This window comes from Pseudomonadota bacterium (assembly GCA_016711215.1).
In the GTDB taxonomy this organism is placed as follows: Bacteria; Myxococcota_A; Polyangia.
This window is the reverse complement of record JADJTL010000001.1, coordinates 986,844-1,003,980: the sequence shown is the minus strand read 5'-3', so window position 1 is coordinate 1,003,980 and position 17,137 is coordinate 986,844. Positions and strand designations below refer to the sequence as shown.

Here is a 17,137-nt window from a genome sequence, read left to right as displayed (position 1 = left end):
GGGCACGATGGACGCAGAACCGAGAGAGACCGTCGCCACGGTGATGGTCGTCGCTGACGAGCTGGACAACCTGGCGCTGCTCGAGCGCACGCTCGGCGTGCAGTATGAGGTGCAGAGCTTCAGCTCGCCCCAGCTCGCCTTGGAGAGCCTCGCCCGACGACCCGTCGACCTCGTGATCGCCGACCACCCGATGCCGCAGATGACGGGCATCGAGTTTCTCGGCCGCGCCAGCAATGAGGCCCCGGACGCCGCGCGCATCCTGCTGACGGGCTTTGCCGACCTCGAGACAGCGCAGGAGGCCGTCAACCGCGGGCGCGTTAGCGGCCTCTTGCGCAAGCCGATCGACACCACGCGACTCCTCGGCGAGATCGCGCGCTGCCTCGATCAGACGCGATTGCAACGCAACAACCGCCGGATCAGCAGCGACCTTGCGCAGCAGAATGCTGAGCTCGCGGAGGCCAAGCGACCGGTCGCGCTGGACCTCGACGCGCGCTCTCGCGACCTGCTGCTCCAGGCCGACCCTGCCCTGCTGAAAGCGAAGGCCGGCGGGCGCGACGCGATCGCCTGCGCCCGCACCCTGGCCGCCGTCGATCGCGCCTCCGAGCCCGCCGCGCCGACGGCGCCGGCCAGCGCGATCTCCCCCCAGGACCGCGTGACACGCCTTGAGCGGCGCCTGGCGCGGGCGAAGCTGGCGCGCGACCAGATGGAGCATCTCCTCGAGGAGAAGACCCGCGAGCTCTATCTGGCGCTGACGCGCCTACGGGAGCAGCAGGGCCTATTGGTTCAGACGGAGAAACTCAGCACGCTCGGTCGCATCTCGGCCGGCATCGCCCATGAGCTCAACAACGCGCTCAACATCGTCTACGGCAATGTCGAACACCTCGACGGATACGTCGCTGTCTTCAGCGAGACCTTGGCGCACTATCGAAAGGCCGTGAGCGGCAACGAAGCGCTGGCGACGCGTCTGGGCCGGCTCGAGCGCGCGGCGCGCCTCCCCTCGATCGAGCGCGACCTCCCCAAGCTGCTGAACGAAATCACGACAGGCGTCGATCGGGCGGCCACGATCGTGCGCGACCTCGGCATCTTCTCGCGGCCGCACGATAGCGACTCGCGGCGGCCGACGGACCTCGAGCAGGTGATGAAGACCGCCCTCACGCTCGCGGCCAATCAGCTCAAGACCAGGCAGGTCAAGCATCTGCGCCCAACAGGCTCAGCGGTGGTGTACGGCGATGCGGCAGGACTGAGCCAAGTCTTCCTCAACCTCCTGCTCAACGCAGCCCAGGCCACGGCTGACGGCGCCGCCATCGGCATCAGCTATGGCAGCAACGCGGAGACCGTCACCGTGCGCATCAGCGACAGCGGCTGCGGGATCGCGCCCAGGCAAGCTGGGCGCCTCTTCGAGCCCTTCTTCACCACCCGGGATCCGGGTGCGGGGACCGGCCTTGGGCTCTTTCTCTGCATGCAGATCGTGCAGAGCCACGGCGGAGAAATCGCGTTCGACTCGGTCGTCGACGAGGGGACGACCTTTCGCGTTAGCCTGCCGGCCTACGCCAGGGCCGCCGAGAGCGGCGTCCCGCCCCAAGCGCGAGTGCACGAGGGAGTCTGAGCTCCTGAGCGCAGCAAGCGGACTCTCGCTGCTCGTCGTCGACGCTTAGCGCGCGGCGCGCAGCGCGGCGTGGAGGCGGGGCAGCGGGGGGTCGAGATTCGGCACGAAGGGCTGGCCGGTCATGCGCTCGTAGATCTCGATGTAGCGGCGCGCGGCCTCGATGCGAACTGCGTCGGTCAGCGGCGGCACGGGCCCCTCGCCGCGAAAGCCGAGCCCGCTGAGGTGGCGGCGAACGTATTCCTTGTCGAGGGCGCGCGGGTCACTGCCCACGCGCAGCGCCTCGTCATAGGAGTCGGCGTACCAGTAGCGCGACGAGTCGGGCGTGTGGATCTCGTCGATCAAGCAGATCGTGCCGTCCGGCAGCCGGCCGAACTCGTACTTGGTGTCGACGAGGATCAGCCCGCGCTGCAGCGCCAACGCCTGGCCGAAGGCGAAGAGCGCCAGGCTGAGCTCGCTGAGCTGGGCGAACTCCGCCGCCGTGGCGAGTCCGCCCGCGATCACCTCATCGGCGCTCAGGAGCTCGTCGTGCTCGCCCTTGGGGGCCTTGCTCGTCGGCGTGATCAGCGGCGCCGCCAGCCGCTCGTGCTGCCGCAGTCCCTCCGGCAGGCGGTGCCCGCAGTATTTACGCTCACCGCGTGCGTAGCAGGTCCAGATCGAGGTCGGACTGCTGCCGGTGAGGTAGCCGCGCAGGACCATCTCGACGGGAAAGGGCCGGCACTCGCGGACCAGGCTGGCGACCGGATCGGGCACGCTGATCAGGTGATTGGTGCAGATGGCGCGCGTCTGCTCGAGCCAGTAGGCGCTCACGCCGTTGAGGACCTGTCCCTTGAAGGGGATCGTCGCCACGATGCGATCGAAGGCGCTCAGCCGGTCGGTGACGATGATGGCCCGACGGCCGCCGCTGACGTAGCAGTCACGCACCTTGCCGCGTTCGAGCGTGCCAAGGTCCTCGAAGTGCGTCTCGTCGAGCGCGAGCTCGATGCCGCGCTGCAGGGTCGCCTCACTGATCATCGGGCTTCCTCCCCTCAGGCGCCGCCGCGCCGCTCGCGGCCGCGGCGCGGAAAACGCGCTCGTAGATCACGTCGACGAAGCGCAGGTGGTGTTGGACGTCGAAGCAGCCGTCAAGCTCGACGGAGCTCAGGACCGCCAGGATCTCGGCGTCGGCGCCGAGCAAGGCGCGGAAGTCCCCCGCTCCGGACTGCGCCGCCATCGCGCAGCGCTGCACCAGCTCATAGGCCCGCTGCCGCGCCAGGCCCTTGCCGATCAAGGCCAGCAGCACCGCCTCGGAGAAGATCAGCCCCCCCGTCAGCGCCAGATTGGCCGCCAGCCGGGCCTCGTCGAGCTCCAATCCGGCGATGACCTGGGTCATACGATAGAGCATGAAGTCGACCAGCGTGGTGACGTCGGGCGCGATCACGCGCTCCACCGAGGAGTGACTGATGTCCCGCTCGTGCCAGAGCGCCACGTTCTCCAACGCCGGCACCACCGCGCCGCGCACGAGGCGCGCCAGACCACAGACGTTCTCCGTCAGAATCGGGTTGCGCTTATGGGGCATCGCGCTCGAGCCCTTTTGACCGCGGCCGAAGGGCTCGAAGGCCTCACCAACCTCCGTACGCTGCCAATGACGCACCTGCTGCGCCAGCCGCTCGAGCGACGAGGCGAGCTGGCCCAGCGCGGCGAAGAGAGCGGCGTGGCGGTCGCGCGCCACGACCTGCGTCGCGCAGGTCTCCGGACGCAGCCCGAGCGCCGCGAGCGCGCCGGCCTCGACCTCGGGCGAGACGTTGCCATAGACGCCGACCGCCCCGGCGAGCTTGCCGACCGCGACCTCTTCGAGCGCGGCGACCAGGCGACGCCGCTGGCGTCCGAGCTCCGCGTAGGCCCCGGCGAAGACCAGGCCGACGGCCGTCGGCTCGGCGTGGATCCCGTGACTGCGCCCGACCATCGGCAGGTGCCGCGTCTCGTCGGCGCGTCGAGCCAAGGCCTCCAGCAGCCCATCGATCGCCGTCAGCAAGAGCGCGCCGGCGCGGCCGAGCTGCAGGGCGAAGGCGCTGTCGAGGATATCGGAGGAGGTCAGCCCGAGGTGCAGCCAACGCGCGGGCTCCCCAGCCTGCTGCTCGACGTGGGTCAGGAAGGCGATCACGTCATGGCGCACGCGCTCTTCGATCTGCAGGATCTGCGCAGCGTCGAGCCTGACCTTCGCCTGCACCTGATCCGCCGTGCCCTTGGGCACCCGGCCGAGCCGCTCCATCGCGCGACAGGCCGCCAGCTCGACCTCGAGCCAGGTGTCGTAGCGCGCCTGATCGCTCCATAACGCCCGCATCGGCGCGCGTGAATAGCGCTCGATCATCTCTTCTAGCCCTCGCTCTCCCCAAAGGCCCGGCCGGTATGACCGAAGCCACCGGCGCCGCGGGCGCTGCCCGACAGCTCAGTGTCGACGACCTCCTGGACCTCGACGCGGCTGACGGGTGCCACCACGAGCTGCGCGATGCGCATCCGCGGCGTGATCATGACCACCTCGCTACCGAGGTTGATCAACGCGACGCTGAGCTCGCCGCGGTAGTCGCTGTCGATCGTGCCCGGCGCGTTGAGCACGGTCAGTCCCTCTCGCACGGCCAGCCCGGAGCGCGGCCGCACCTGCCCTTCGTGGCCCGGCGGCAGCTCGACGACGAGCCCCGTCGGTACCAGCGCGCGCTCGAGTGGGCGCAGCTCGACCGGCTGCTCGAGGGCCGCCCCGAGATCGAGGCCGGCAGCCCCGGCAGACATGTAGCGTGGCAGCTCGGCCGCCGCGCGCACGCGCTTGACCCGCAGCGCGTGCGTCACCGGAGGCGTGGAGGGAGGGGACACTTTAGCGACTACGACCTTCAAACCATCGAGCGCACCAGCGAGGGGTCGACGCCCAGCGCCTCTTTCCGGCTCAGCCGGATTTTGCCCTCACGGTCGATGTTGATCACCTTGACCACCACCTCATCGCCCTCGCGGCAGATGTCCTCGACGCGCTCGACGCGGCTGCGGTCGAGCTCGCTGATGTGGATCAGGCCGTCCATGCCCGGCATGATCTCGACGAAGGCGCCGAAGTCGGCGACCCGGCGCACCCGACCGCTGTAGTAGGCGCCGATCTCGGCCTCTGCCGTCAGGCCCTCGACCAGCGCCAGCGCGCGCTTGCCACCCTCTGCATCGAAGGCAGCGATGGTCACGGTGCCGTCGTCGGAGACATTGATCTCGCAGGAGGTCTGATCCTGAATCGCACGGATCGTCTTGCCACCGGGTCCGATCACGTCGCGGATGCGATCGGGCTTGATCTTCAAGGTCAGGATTCGCGGGGCATGCGCCGAGAGCGTCGACCGTGGCGCATCGATCGCCTGGGCCATGCGATCGAGGATATGCAGCCGGCCGACGCGCGCCTGCTCGAGCGCGGTCTCCAGCACCTGCGCCGGGACGCTCTCGAGCTTGATGTCCATCTGAATCGCGCAGATGCCCTCGCGCGTGCCCGTGACCTTGAAGTCCATATCGCCGAGGTGATCCTCGTCGCCGAGGATGTCACTCAGGACCGCATGCTTCCCCTCCTCCGCGATCAACCCCATCGCGATCCCCGCGACGGGCGCCTGAATCGGCACGCCGGCATCCATCAGCGCCAGGCTGCCGCCGCAGACGCTGGCCATCGACGACGAGCCGTTGCTCTCGAGGGTCTCGCTGACGACGCGCAGGACGTAGGGGAACTGCTCGGGATCCGGGAGCACCTGCGCCAAGGAGCTCTCGGCGAGGTTGCCGTGACCGATCTCGCGCCGTCCGGGCGGTCCAAAGCGCTTGGCCTCGCCGGTGGAGAAGGGCGGGAAGTTGTAATGCAGCAGGAAGCTCTTGGTGTAGTCGCCCATCACCGACTCGATCCGCTGGTCGGAGCGCTGGGTGGCGAGCGTCGCGGTGGCCAGGGCCTGGGTCTCGCCGCGCGTGAAGAGCGCAGAGCCGTGGGTCCGCGGCAGGACGCCGACCTCGCAGTTGATCTCGCGGATCTCGTCGAGGCGTCGACCATCGAGGCGGATCGCGTCGCGCACGACCATCCGGCGCACGTGGCGCCGCTTGACCTCTGAGAACGCCGCCGAGAGCGCCGCCTTCTCGGTCTCGGGAAGCTGCTCGCCGAGCCAGCTCGCCACCTGCTTGAGCGCGGCGCCGCGCGAGCGCTTCTCGCGCACGCCGAGAGCCTCGACCAGGCGCTGTCGGCTCAGCTCGGTAACGCGCCCGACCAGGGCCTCGTCGGGGGCCACCGGAGTGAAGGGCCGCTTCTCGCGCCCCACCGCCGCGCGCAGGCGCTCCTGCAGATCGAGCAGCGGACGGGCCTGCTCCTGGGCGAATTGCAGGGCAGCGACGAGGTCGCGCTCGCTGCAAAAGCGGCAATGACCCTCGACCATCACCAGCGCCTCGAAGCTGGCGACAGCGACGATGCTCAAGTCCGACGCGAGCTGCTGCGTCTGCGTCGGGTTGGCGACGAATTCGCCGTTGACCCGGCCGACCCGCACGGCGGCGATCGGGCCGCTCCAGGGAATGTCAGAGAGGTGCAGCGCGGTCGAGGTCGCCGTCAACGCCAGCACATCGGCGGGGTTCTCCCGGTCGCAGGAGAGCACCATCGCGATGACCTGCGTCTCGTTGCGGTAGCCGTTGGGAAAGAGCGGTCGGATCGGACGGTCGATCAGCCGACAGGAGAGGATCTCGCTGGCGGAGGGGCGCCCCTCGCGGCGGAAGTAGCTACCGGGAATGCGCCCCGCCGCGTACATGCGCTCGGTGTATTCCACCGTCAGCGGCAGGAAGTCGACCTCGCGCGGCGTCTTGTCCGAGACCGCGGTGACCAACACCATCGTATCGCCGTAGCGCACGACCACGCTGCCGTCGGCCTGCTTGGCCACGCGTCCGGTTTCGAGCGAGAGCTCGCGTCCGCCAACTTCCACACTTTCTCGAATCACCATGCTTATCTTCCCCATCTGTGCCGCTGGAAGGGGTTCTACGCCCGCTTCCACTGCCTCTGAGCCATTTCGCTTCAACAATCTTCGCTTTAGCAGTCGTCGAACAATCGAGGTTCACTGCAGCGCCATTCGGCAGCGCCATTCGGCGCGGAGCCCGCCGCGGAGGACCCGTGTTCGCAGTAGGCTGTCGCGCCACCGGCAGGGGCTTCGGGCGGTCTGACCGCCAGGGCAAGCCCTTCGCGCGCGCCCCCTCCGCGGGAGCGCCTCAGGCGCGCCGCCCACGCGAGCCGGCGGAAGCGCCCCAGGCTACTTGCGGATGCCGAGCTGCTGAATCACGCCGCGGTAACGCTCGACCTCGCGGACCTTGAGGTAGTCCAGGAGGCGGCGCCGCTTGCCGACCAGCTTGAGCAGGCCCCGACGGCTGTGATGGTCTTTCTTGTGGGTCTTGAAGTGCTCGGTGAGGTGGTTGATGCGTTCCGTCAGCAACGCGATCTGCACCTCGGGCGAACCCGTATCCGACGCATGGTGACGAAAGCGCTCGATCACCACTTGCTTGCGAGCCGATGCCAGGGACATCGGAATCTCCTTGTCCACGCCCGCAGAAGTTACCTTCCACCTGGCGGGTTGCGAGAGCACGGACAGCCGCCACACGCGGCAGCCCGGTTGGCTCCGTAGGTGGCGCATCCTGATCTAACTGACCTCGCCTGTCAACCGCGCTGGTGCGACGGTGCGACGGTGCGGCGGTGCGACGGCGCGGCGGTGCGACGGTGCGGCGGGTCGACGCTGCGACGGTGCGCCTGCTCGCTGCGCTAGGGCGCCTCGGCACGCGTAGCTCGCAGCCCCGGCACGCTCCAGGCAGCGCTAAGGAGGCGCCGAACGCGCAGCGCGCCTTCCGCCACCGCGCCCAGCGCCACCAGGCTGCCCGCGAAATGCAAGCGCACGGGATCCGCCGCCGGGGCGGTGGAGGCTACGACTTGGCCCCAGCGCAGGCGCTGCAGCTCCTCGGGCGCGAGCGCCAGCGCTGGGAGATGGGGCAGCGCGGCATCGAGGTCGAGGAGCGGAAGGCCGTCACGGGTCGCCTCGTCGATCGCCGTCAGCGGCACGGCCTGGGCCAGACTGAAGGCGCCGCTGACCTCGCGTCGCAGGGCCGTCAGCAGGGCCCCGCAACCCAAGGCAGCCCCCAGGTCGGCGACCAGCGACCGGACATAGGTGCCCTTCGAGCAGCGGAGCCACAGCTCGAGGTGGGGCGGCGACCAGCGCTCGAGGCGCAGCTCGTGCAGCGTCACGGTGCGGGGATCGAGCACCACCGCCTCACCGGCGCGCGCGAGCTGATAGGCCCGGCGACCGCCCTGACGCAGCGCCGAATAGGCCGGGGGGATCTGACTGATCGTGCCGCGAAAGCGGCTCAGCGCGCGCTCGATCGTCGCGGGATCGATCGTCGCCACGCGCCCCGGATCGGGGCCCGGCGTCACGCTGCCCGTGCTATCGCCGGTGTCCGAGACGAGTCCGAGCTGCGCCTCGGCGCGGTAGACCTTGTCGCCGGCGAGCAGCAGCCCGGCGATCTTCGTCGCCTCGCCGATACACAGCGGCAATACCCCCGTGGCCAGCGGATCGAGGGTGCCCGTATGACCCACCTTCGCGCCCCCGAAGGCGCGCCGCGCGCAGCGCACGACCGCGAAGGAGCTGATGCCCGCCGGCTTGTCGACGACCAGCACCCCGCTGGCGGTAGAGGGCGTCGTCACGCAGCACCTCTACTCCGGCTCCAAGGCCGCGCAGCGCCGGCCGGTCTCGTCGAAGAGCAGGCGCAAGAGCTCGGTCGCCGAAAGCGAGGAGGTGAAGCCCGCGGCGTTATGGTGCCCGCCGCCGCCCTGTGCCTGAGCGATGCCCGCCACGTCGACGCGCCCGCGCGAGCGCAGGCTGACCCGCCAGCCATCGGCGCAGGGACGGAGCAGCACCGCCACCTCGACGCCCGCGACGCTGCGCGCGAAGTTGATCAGGCCGTTGGTCGCCTCGGGCCCACAGGCGCTCTCGCGCAGCATCGCGTCTGTCACGGTCAGCGCCGCGGCGCGCCCCGCCGCTCCGAGCTCCAAGGTGCCCAGCGCGCGGGCGAGGAGGTCGAGCTGCGCGCGTGGCCGACTCTCGAAGAGCTGCGAGGCCACGCGCCACGGGTCGACCCCGAGCGCCACCAGGTCGGCGGCCAGTCGCAGCACCTCTGGCGTCGTGTTCTGATAGCGAAAGGAGCCGGTATCGGCGACGACCGCGCAGTAGATCGCCTCGGCCAGGCCGGGCGTCAGCGCGACCTCGAGCGCCTGCAACAGCGCGTGGATCAAGACGCCGGTGGCCGCCGCCGTCGGGTCGCGAAAGAGCCAGTCCGCCACCTGGCCCACGGTGGCGTGGTGATCGACGACCAAGAGGGCCCCGAGGTAGCTGCGCGGCGGCAGTCGCCCGGCGAACATCCGCGCGTCCGCGCAATCGACGATCACCGTCAGATCGAAGCCCCGCTCCGGGAGCGTCTCGACCACCTCGTCGCTGCCCTCGAGGAAGCGCAGCGAGGGCGGCACCCCGTCGACGCTGAGGGCCACGACCTCTTGACCACGCGAGCGCAGCCCGCGGCTCAAGGCCAGCAGGCTGCCGATCGCGTCGCCGTCGGGATCGGGATGCGTCGTGACCAAGACGCGCGCCGCCCCCGCCAGCAGCTCCGCGGCCTCGCCCAAGGAGGTCTCGACCATTCGCCCCGTGCTGGCGAGCTCGCGCAGGATCGCGTCCACGCGCGCCGCGGCCACGCCGCTGCTGTCGAGCTGGAAGCGCAGCTCCGGCGTGTTGCGCAGCTCGACCCGCTGCGCCAATTCGGCCCGGAGAAAGCCGCGCGCCCGCTGCAGCACCTGCAGCGCCTGTTGCTGCGCGACAGCGTCGCCGCTGATCAGCACCCGCACCTTGGCGTGGCGGAGATCAGGGCTCGCGTCGACGCCGCAGACGGAGATGATCGCTGAGGCTGGCAGCCGCGGGTCGCGCAGGCGCTCGCTGATCAGCTCGCCCAAGGCGACCACGAGCTGTCGGTTGATACGGGCCAGGCGATCAGCCATCGGCGCACTCTCCGCTCAGGGGCCGCCCAAAGGGCGCCGCCTCGTCGTACTGCAGCAGTTCGAGATCGCGGTCGAGGATCTCTGCGACGTAGAGCTGCTCGGCGAAGGCGCAGATCGTGTCGAGCATCGCGCGTAGATGCGCCCCGTCGTTGCCGACCACGACCAGCCCCACGGCTGCCCGCTGCCAGCTTTCGTGATGCCCGACCTCGGCCACGGCAGCGTTGAACTTAGCGCGCAGGCGGTCGATCAGGCGCCGGAGACCCTGGCGCTTATCCTTGAGCGAGGCGCTGCCGCGGAAATACAGGCTCAGCCGACAAACGCCGACGACCATGGGATGCGGTCTCCACCAGCGTCTTGCCGCGGCTCAACGCTCGCTCAAAGCTCGGGCGCGACCTCTTCGATGTCGTAGAACTCGAGCCCATCGCCAGGCTTGAGCTCGTTGTAGCCGTCGATCGACAGACCGCACTCATAACCCTGAGCCACCTCGCGGACATCGTCCTTGAAGCGGCGCAGCGAGCCGATCCGGCCGTCGTAGACCTTGATGCTGTCGCGAATCACCCGCACATGCGCCGAGCGTGTGACCTTGCCGTCCAAGACACCACAGCCGGCGATCGTGCCCAGCCGCGGAATCGTGAAGGTCTCGCGCACCTCGGCCCGCCCGATCGCCTTCTCCGTGCGCTGCTTCGGCAGCAGGCCCCGCATCAGGGACTTCACGTCGTCGAGCAACTCGTAAATGATGTCGTAGATCTTGATCTCGACACCCTCGCGCTCCGCGAGCTGCGAGGCCTTGCCGGCCGGTCGAACGCTGAAGCCGAGGATCACCGCGCCGGCGGCCTTGGCCAGATTGACGTCGGTCTCGTGGATCCCGCCGACGCCGGCGCTGATCACGTTGACTGCGACCTTCTCGGTGGCCAGCTTGCTCACCGCATCGCGCACCGCTTGCGCCGATCCGTGGACGTCGGCCTTGATCAGCAGCTTCAGATCCTGGCCCGTGCCGCTCTGGATTCTGCCGAGGATCTCCTCATAGGTCGTCTTGGCGCTGGCGCTGCCAAGCTCCTTGCGTCGCGCTTGACCGTGGCGGAACTCGCCCAACTGGCGCGCCGCCTTTTCGTCGACCAGCGCGTTGAAGTCGTCGCCCGCGTCGGGTACGCCGCCCATGCCGAGCACCTCGACCGGCATGCTCGGCCCAGCGAGCTCCAGGCTGTTGCCGCGGTCGTCGAGCAACGCACGCACCTTGCCGATGTATTCGCCGGCGACGACGACATCGCCAACCCGCAGGGTGCCCTCTTGCACCAAGACGGTGCACATCGCGCCGCGCGCGCGGTCCATCCGCGCCTCGACGACCGTGCCGATCGCGTGCTTGCTCGGATTCGCCCGCAGCTCGAGCAGCTCGGCCTGCAGCAGCAGGGACTCGAGCAGGCGGTCGACGCCCTGCTTGGTATGGGCCGAGACCTCGACGAAGATCGTCTCGCCGCCCCACTCCTCCGGTATCAGGTTGCGCTCGCCGAGCTGCGTCCGCACGCGCTCGGCGTTGGCGTTGGCGCGATCGATCTTGTTGATCGCGACGACGATCGGCACGCCGGCATCACGCGCGTGGTCGAGCGCCTCCAGCGTCTGGGGCATCACGCCATCGTCGGCGGCGACGACGAGCACGACGATGTCCGTGCACTGCGCGCCGCGCGCGCGCATCTGCGTAAAGGCCTCGTGGCCGGGCGTGTCGAGGAAGACGATGTCGCCGCGCGGCGTCGCGACCCGGTAGGCGCCCATGTGCTGCGTGATACCACCGGCCTCGCCCGCCGCTACCCGCGCGCCCCGGAGCGCATCGAGCAGCGAGGTCTTGCCGTGGTCGACGTGACCCATCACGGTCACGACCGGCGCCCGTGGGCGCAGATCCTCGACGTTGTCCTCGACGGCCTGCAGGACATGCTCCTCGCGGAAGGCGACGTCCTCGACCTCATAGCCGAAGCCCGAGGCGATGATGCTGGCGGTGTCGGCGTCGATGCTCTGGTTGATGGTGACGTTGGTCATGCCCTCGGCCCAGAGCTTCTTCAGCACCTCTGTGGCCTTGACACCCATCTGGCGCGCCATCTCCCCGACGGTGACGGCATCCTCGACGCGAATCACGCGCTTGTGCTCCGCGGGCATCGTGATCTCGGTCTTCTTGCCCTTCTTCACCGCCGTCGGGCGCTTCTTGCGCGCGCGCAGCGCGGCCGCCTTACGCCGATCCTGGAACAGGTCCTTCCGCCCAGCGTCGCGCCGGATGCTGTCGAGGTCGGTGATCACGACCTTGGGGCGGCGCATGCCGCCGGGGACCAGCATCTTCGCCGCCTCGGCGGCGGAGACCTGAGGCCGGGCCGTGTCATGCGCGCCAGGGTGGTGCGCGGGCGGCGCCGGCGGCCGGGCGTTGGGCCCGTAGCCGGGCGCGAAGCGGATCTCGCGGCGCGGCGGGGGCGTCACCTCCACGATGTTGCGCGCGGTCGGCCCGCCCTCGGTCGTCGGCGCGGGCGCGCGGACGGCCAGGGGTGCAGCGAGCGGCTCGCTGACGGGGCCTGCAGCCGCTGGCTCCGGCAGGGCAGCGGAGGGCTCGGTCGGCAGCGCGGCCTCGCTGGTCGTGAGCGCCGGAGCCGCGGGGGCCTCGGCGCTCGGCGCCGCCGCGATGCCGGGCTCCGCGACGGGCGTCCACGGGCTGGGATCAGGCTCGGCGGGCGCCGCGACTGCGGCCGTCACAGCGAGCGGGGCCGAGGCCGATGCAGGGGCTGCGGCCACAGCCGGCGCTTCGGCCGGTCCCTTGGACCGTCGACGGAGCACGGTCGCCCCGAGGCGCTGCACCTCGCGTCCCTCGGAGCGCTCTTTCTCCAGGGCGCGCTTGATCCGCTGCACCTCTTCGACGTCAATCATGCTCATGTGATTGCGCACGTCGATCCCGAGCCCGCGGACCTTGTCCACCAGCTCCTTATTCGCGAGGCCGATCTCTTTGGCGATCTCGTAGATCCGCACCTTGCCCGCCACGTCGCCGGCGGCGCCGTCGCCGATGCTCTGCCGTCCCTGCATCATCGGTCCTCTACCCCCACAGCTCGTTGCTTCCGCTCAACTCACGGCCCAGGCCCAAGAGGGCCTCGGTCGGCCGCCGATCTCGGTCGGCCACTTATACTGCCCCACGGGGCTCCGTCGCCAGGGCTTGCATCCAACGCTCCCACTGCTCGACCTGCGCAGCAGCCCGCGGGTCCGCCAGCCAGAGCGTCCGGCCGGCGTCGTCGGCGGCCCTCAGGCCCCTCTCGGCGCCAGCCTTGACGCCGCCCCCGGCGCCATCCCTAGCGCTGTCCCCGGCGCCATCCCCGGCGCCTCCGGAGCACCAACGCGCGCGACCGTCGCCCAGACACTGCCGCAGGAGCGCGAGGCGCTCCAGCGCCAACGCTTGCAGCAGCTCGCCCAGCACCCGCGCCGGCTCGAGCGCCGGCAGGGGTGTTTTCAACGCGCGCCCCAACGCCCCGCGCGCGAACGCGCGCCCCAAACACCCTGGCTGTGCGCAGCAATGCGCGCCTCGCCCCCGCGATCGCCGCCGCAAATCCGGCCGCGGCCGGCCTCCCCCATCGACGACCCAGCGCAGCAGCTCCCTGCCCGGGCGTCGCTGTCTACAGGCGACGCAGCTGCGCAGCGGGCCCCGCAGCGGCGCCATCGCTCAATCCAGCCGAACGCGGGCTCCCGCAGTCAGCATCGTCCGTTCGCGCGGCGTACCCGGCGGCGGCGGCGGCGGCGGCAGCTGATCCTCGGTTACGGCCGGCTCCTCGAGATCGACCTCCGGCGGCGGCGCGTAGCGTGGATCCAGATCGCCGAGATAGACGCGAATTTTGTAGAGCAGGGCACGCGCCCCGCTGGTGCTGGTCCCGGCAGCGAAGCCGAGCCGGCGCATGTCCTGCTCCTTGATCAGCTGCTCGGCACGCCCGTACTGCGCCACCAACTTGGCCGCGAGTGCCTCGTCGATGCCCTCGACCGAGAGCAGTCGCTCGAGGTCCGACTTCTTCCCCTCGGCCGCTACGCGCTGCCGCTCGATCTCGGCGCGCTGTCGGTGTTCGGCCGCGGTCACGACCGCCGCCGCCACGATGCGCTGCGCGGCCTCGATGCCCCCTAGGCCAGGAATCGACATCAGCTCTTCCGGCGCCGTGGTCGCGACGTCCGCGACAGAGCGCCACCCGAGCTTGAACATCGTATCCGCCAGCTCCTGCGGGACGCCCTCGATCTCCGCCATCGAGAGGCGCGCGCGCTGCTCGATCTCTCGCACCTTGCTCTCGCTGTGAATGTCGATGCGCCACCCCGTGAGCTGCGACGCCAGGCGCACATTCTGTCCACGCTTGCCGATGGCCAGCGAGAGCTTGTCGTCGGGGACGATCAGCTCCATCGCGTGATTCTCCGCGTCGATCAGCACGCGCGACACTTCGGCGGGCTGGATCGCGCTGCAGACGAAGCGCGCCGGATCCTCCTCGTAGGGCACGATGTCGATCTTCTCGCCGCGCAGCTCCCCGACGACGGCCTGGACGCGGGAGCCCTTCATACCGACGCAGGCGCCGACTGGATCGACGTCGGAGTCGCGGGAGGAGACGGCGATCTTCGCCCGGGCGCCCGGCTCGCGCGCGCAGGACTCGATCCGCACGATGCCCTCGTAGATCTCCGGGACCTCTTGCTCGAAGAGCTTGATCAACAAGCCCTTGTTGGTGCGGGAAAGGATAATCTGCGGGCCGCGAGCGGCGCGGTCGATATCGAGCACGAAGGCGACCAGCCGATCACCGACGCGGTAGGACTCGGTCGGCACCTTCTCGCGAGAGGGTAGCACCGCCTCGGCGCGCCCGAGATCGACGATCAGGTTGCCGCGCTCGAAGCGCCGCACGATGCCGTTGATCAGCTCGCCCTTGCGGTCCTTGTACTCGTTGAAGATCAACTCGCGCTCGGCCTCGCGCACGCGCTGGATGATGACCTGCTTGGCCGTTTGCGCCGCGATCCGGCCAAAGCCCTTCTTGTAGGTGCGCAGACCGAGCATGTCGCCGTATTTCTCGTCCTGCTCGCGCGCCTGCTCGCTGTCGTCGTTGCTGTAGAAGACCTGGAAGAGCAGCTCGTCGCCGGGCTCGGCGTCGAGTCCGTGGCTGCGCGCCTGGGCCAACTCGATCTCACGCCCCGGCTGCGTCACGGTCTCGACGACGTTGACGATCTGGAACAGGTCGACGGCGCCCGTTTCCTCGTTGTACTGCGGCTCGAGCTCGAAGTGTTGACCAAAGGCCCGCTTGGCCGCCGTCACGATCGCCTGTTTAAGCGTCTCGATCAGCACGGCGCGGTCGATGCCCTTGTCCTTCCCGACCTGCTCGATGACCATGTTGAGGTTCGGCTGCGACATAATCCTCTTGGTCCCTTCCCTTCTGCGTTCCACTACCGCCGCGCGCGCATCCGACTGTCATCCGACTGTCATCCGACTGTCATCCGACTGGTGTCATCCGATGGTGTCATCCGACTGCCATCCGACTGCCACGTGCGCTCGTCAGTATTCCTCGGCCAGCTGCGCGTTGCGTATCAGTCCAAGCGGCAACCGCCACTCCCGCCCATCCTCGAGCAGCGTCACCACGCCACCCTCCGCACCGCGGAGCTCCCCGGCCAAGCTCTTGCGCCCCTCGAGCGGCTCGCGCAGCTTGATCCGCGCCTGAAAGCCGCTGAAGCGCACGAAGTCGCGCTCCTTGCGCACGGGCCGAAAAACGCCCGGCGACGAAACCTCGAGCCGATAGGCGAAGCCAATCGGGTCCTCCACATCGAGCACCGTACCAAGCTGGTGGCTCGCGCGCCGGCAGTCGTCGTGGTTGATACGACGCGGTGCCACGGAGCGGTCCGCCGGACCGTCCTGCGGGTGGTCGAGGAAGACTCGAAGCAACCACCCGGTCCGCTCGCGCACGAGCTCCAGCTCGACGAGCTGATAACCAACCGCCTGCAGCGCGCTCTCGCATAAGCGATCGAGCCGTTCCAGGTCGACCGGCGCACTGCCCGCGACGGGCTCTGCCGCCACGGCCGCCTCGGTCACCTCGGTCGAGCGCCGCGCCGCCACCGCGCCAGGCCCACTACCAGGCCCACTACCAGGCCCACTACCAGGCCCACTACCGGCCCCGCCACCGCCGGGTCCCTTGGCCTTCCTGGCGGCGTTCTTGGCGCTCTTGCCAGGCTTGCGGTCCCGGAATCGCGGTCCCGCCATAGCGGTCTCCAGCCCTACGCGCGCCCTAGGCACGCCCGACGCCCTGCACGAGACCCGCCCCGAAAGGAAAACCTGCCCGGAGTACTGCCCAAAAAAAAAGTGGGCCGACCTGCGGGCCCACTCGTGCTACTTCCCACAGGAGGTGGCAGTTCGCTAACACGGCTCGTGGCGCAGTGCAAGCCCGAACCACCGCCGGTCGTTCGGGCGGCGAAGGTCGCGCCCGCGACCGCGGCTACCACGGCGCAGGGCCTCCGAGAGCGACAAGGGTCAAAGCGACAAGGGTCAAAGCGACAAGGGTCAAAAACAATGCTTGGCGTCATGCTCGACCGCGACACCCTGGCCCCGGCCGACCTCGATCTCGGACGACTGCAGCGCAGCCTGCCCCAATGGTCGACCTTCGACAATACAGCAGTTGAGTCGCGCGTCGAGCGCCTGCAGGGTGCCACGGTCGCGGTCGCCAACAAGGTGCCCTTGGACGCGACGGTGCTCGATCAGGCGCCGCTGCTACGCCTGATCTGCGTCGCGGCGACGGGGGTCAACAATATCGATCTCGAGGCCGCGCGGCGACGCGGCATCGCGGTATGCAACGTGGCTGGTTACAGCAGCGACTCGGTGGCGCAACACGTCTTCACGCTGCTGCTGGCGCTGCGCTCGCGGCTGCTGGCCTACGACCGTGATGTGCGCGCCGGCGCCTGGCAGCGCAGCTCCCTCTTCTGCCGGCTCGATCATCCGCTCGAGGAGCTCGCCGGTCAGACGCTCGGCATCGTCGGGCTTGGCGCCATCGGCAGCCGCGTGCAGAGGATCGCCACGGCCTTCGGCATGCGGGTGCTGATCGCCGCGCGACCCGGGCGACCGGCCGCCCGCGCTGGCCGCCTGCCGCTCTTCGAGCTCTTGCCGCAGGTCGATGCGCTGACCCTGCACTGCCCGCTGACGCCACAGACCGAGGGGATGATCGGCCCGCGCGAGCTGGCCTCGATGAGGCCGAACGCGCTCTTGATCAACACCGCCCGCGGTAGCCTCGTCGACGAGGCCGCGCTGGCCAGCGCGCTGCGCCGCGGCACCCTCGGCGGCGCCGGCGTCGACGTGCTTTCCGAGGAGCCGCCGCGGGGCGGAAACCCGCTGCTCGACCCGTCGATTCCCCAGCTCATCGTGACGCCGCACGTGGCCTGGGGCACGCGCCAGGCCCGCCAGCGACTCGTCGACGAGGTGGCCCAGAACATCGAGGCCTTTCGCGCCGGCTGCGTGCGCAACCGGGTCGCCTGAGCGGCCGCGA

14 protein-coding genes are annotated in these 17,137 nt (G+C 69.8%); 2 read left to right on the top strand and 12 right to left on the bottom strand.

The window, feature by feature from the left end; translation table 11 throughout:
• The first annotated feature begins 7 nt into the window (after positions 1 to 7).
• Positions 8 to 1,606, top strand: coding sequence for a response regulator (locus IPL40_03915; protein MBK8480312.1), 1,599 nt, complete (start codon positions 8 to 10; stop codon positions 1,604 to 1,606).
• Positions 1,607 to 1,651: 45 nt separating this feature from the next.
• Here the strand turns inward: IPL40_03915 and IPL40_03910 are convergent, their stop codons facing one another.
• From IPL40_03910 to IPL40_03855, 12 genes are all read right to left on the bottom strand, one after another.
• Entirely contained in the window at positions 1,652 to 2,617 is a 966-nt protein-coding gene (locus IPL40_03910) for a phosphoribosylaminoimidazolesuccinocarboxamide synthase (protein MBK8480311.1), read from the bottom strand.
• Entirely contained in the window at positions 2,607 to 3,953 is a 1,347-nt protein-coding gene (locus tag IPL40_03905; protein ID MBK8480310.1) for an adenylosuccinate lyase, read from the bottom strand. The genes IPL40_03910 and IPL40_03905 overlap by 11 nt, the downstream gene beginning before the upstream one ends.
• Before the next feature lie 5 nt (positions 3,954 to 3,958).
• Complete coding sequence (gene dut, locus IPL40_03900; GenBank protein MBK8480309.1) at positions 3,959 to 4,450, bottom strand: dUTP diphosphatase; 492 nt, start codon at positions 4,448 to 4,450, stop codon at positions 3,959 to 3,961.
• Positions 4,451 to 4,467: 17 nt separating this feature from the next.
• Positions 4,468 to 6,561: a polyribonucleotide nucleotidyltransferase gene (locus IPL40_03895; protein ID MBK8480308.1), complete on the bottom strand. Its 2,094-nt coding sequence runs from the start codon at positions 6,559 to 6,561 to the stop codon at positions 4,468 to 4,470.
• A 303-nt stretch (positions 6,562 to 6,864) separates the two neighbouring features.
• Entirely contained in the window at positions 6,865 to 7,134 is a 270-nt protein-coding gene (gene rpsO, locus IPL40_03890; GenBank protein MBK8480307.1) for a 30S ribosomal protein S15, read from the bottom strand.
• 233 nt (positions 7,135 to 7,367) lie between these two features.
• On the bottom strand, positions 7,368 to 8,300 hold the full coding sequence (truB, locus tag IPL40_03885) for a tRNA pseudouridine(55) synthase TruB (protein ID MBK8480306.1): 933 nt from the start codon (positions 8,298 to 8,300) through the stop codon (positions 7,368 to 7,370).
• A 9-nt stretch (positions 8,301 to 8,309) separates the two neighbouring features.
• On the bottom strand, positions 8,310 to 9,641 hold the full coding sequence (gene rbfA / locus IPL40_03880) for a 30S ribosome-binding factor RbfA (GenBank protein ID MBK8480305.1): 1,332 nt from the start codon (positions 9,639 to 9,641) through the stop codon (positions 8,310 to 8,312).
• Complete coding sequence (locus IPL40_03875) at positions 9,634 to 9,972, bottom strand: DUF503 domain-containing protein (GenBank protein ID MBK8480304.1); 339 nt, start codon at positions 9,970 to 9,972, stop codon at positions 9,634 to 9,636. The genes rbfA and IPL40_03875 overlap by 8 nt, the downstream gene beginning before the upstream one ends.
• Before the next feature lie 44 nt (positions 9,973 to 10,016).
• Complete coding sequence (gene infB / locus IPL40_03870) at positions 10,017 to 12,692, bottom strand: translation initiation factor IF-2 (protein MBK8480303.1); 2,676 nt, start codon at positions 12,690 to 12,692, stop codon at positions 10,017 to 10,019.
• 94 nt (positions 12,693 to 12,786) lie between these two features.
• Positions 12,787 to 13,317 carry a YlxR family protein gene (locus IPL40_03865; protein MBK8480302.1) on the bottom strand — a complete coding sequence of 177 codons (531 nt, stop codon included), beginning with the start codon at positions 13,315 to 13,317 and terminating at the stop codon, positions 12,787 to 12,789.
• 3 nt (positions 13,318 to 13,320) lie between these two features.
• Positions 13,321 to 15,024, bottom strand: a complete 1,704-nt coding sequence (nusA, locus tag IPL40_03860) for a transcription termination/antitermination protein NusA (GenBank protein MBK8480301.1) — start codon at positions 15,022 to 15,024, stop codon at positions 13,321 to 13,323.
• A 141-nt stretch (positions 15,025 to 15,165) separates the two neighbouring features.
• A complete protein-coding gene (locus IPL40_03855; protein ID MBK8480300.1) occupies positions 15,166 to 15,681 on the bottom strand; it encodes a ribosome maturation factor RimP in 516 nt (171 codons plus the stop codon).
• Between the two features lie 489 nt (positions 15,682 to 16,170).
• Between IPL40_03855 and IPL40_03850 the strand changes: the two genes are divergently transcribed.
• Complete coding sequence (locus IPL40_03850) at positions 16,171 to 17,127, top strand: 2-hydroxyacid dehydrogenase (protein ID MBK8480299.1); 957 nt, start codon at positions 16,171 to 16,173, stop codon at positions 17,125 to 17,127.
• Positions 17,128 to 17,137: the final 10 nt, after the last annotated feature.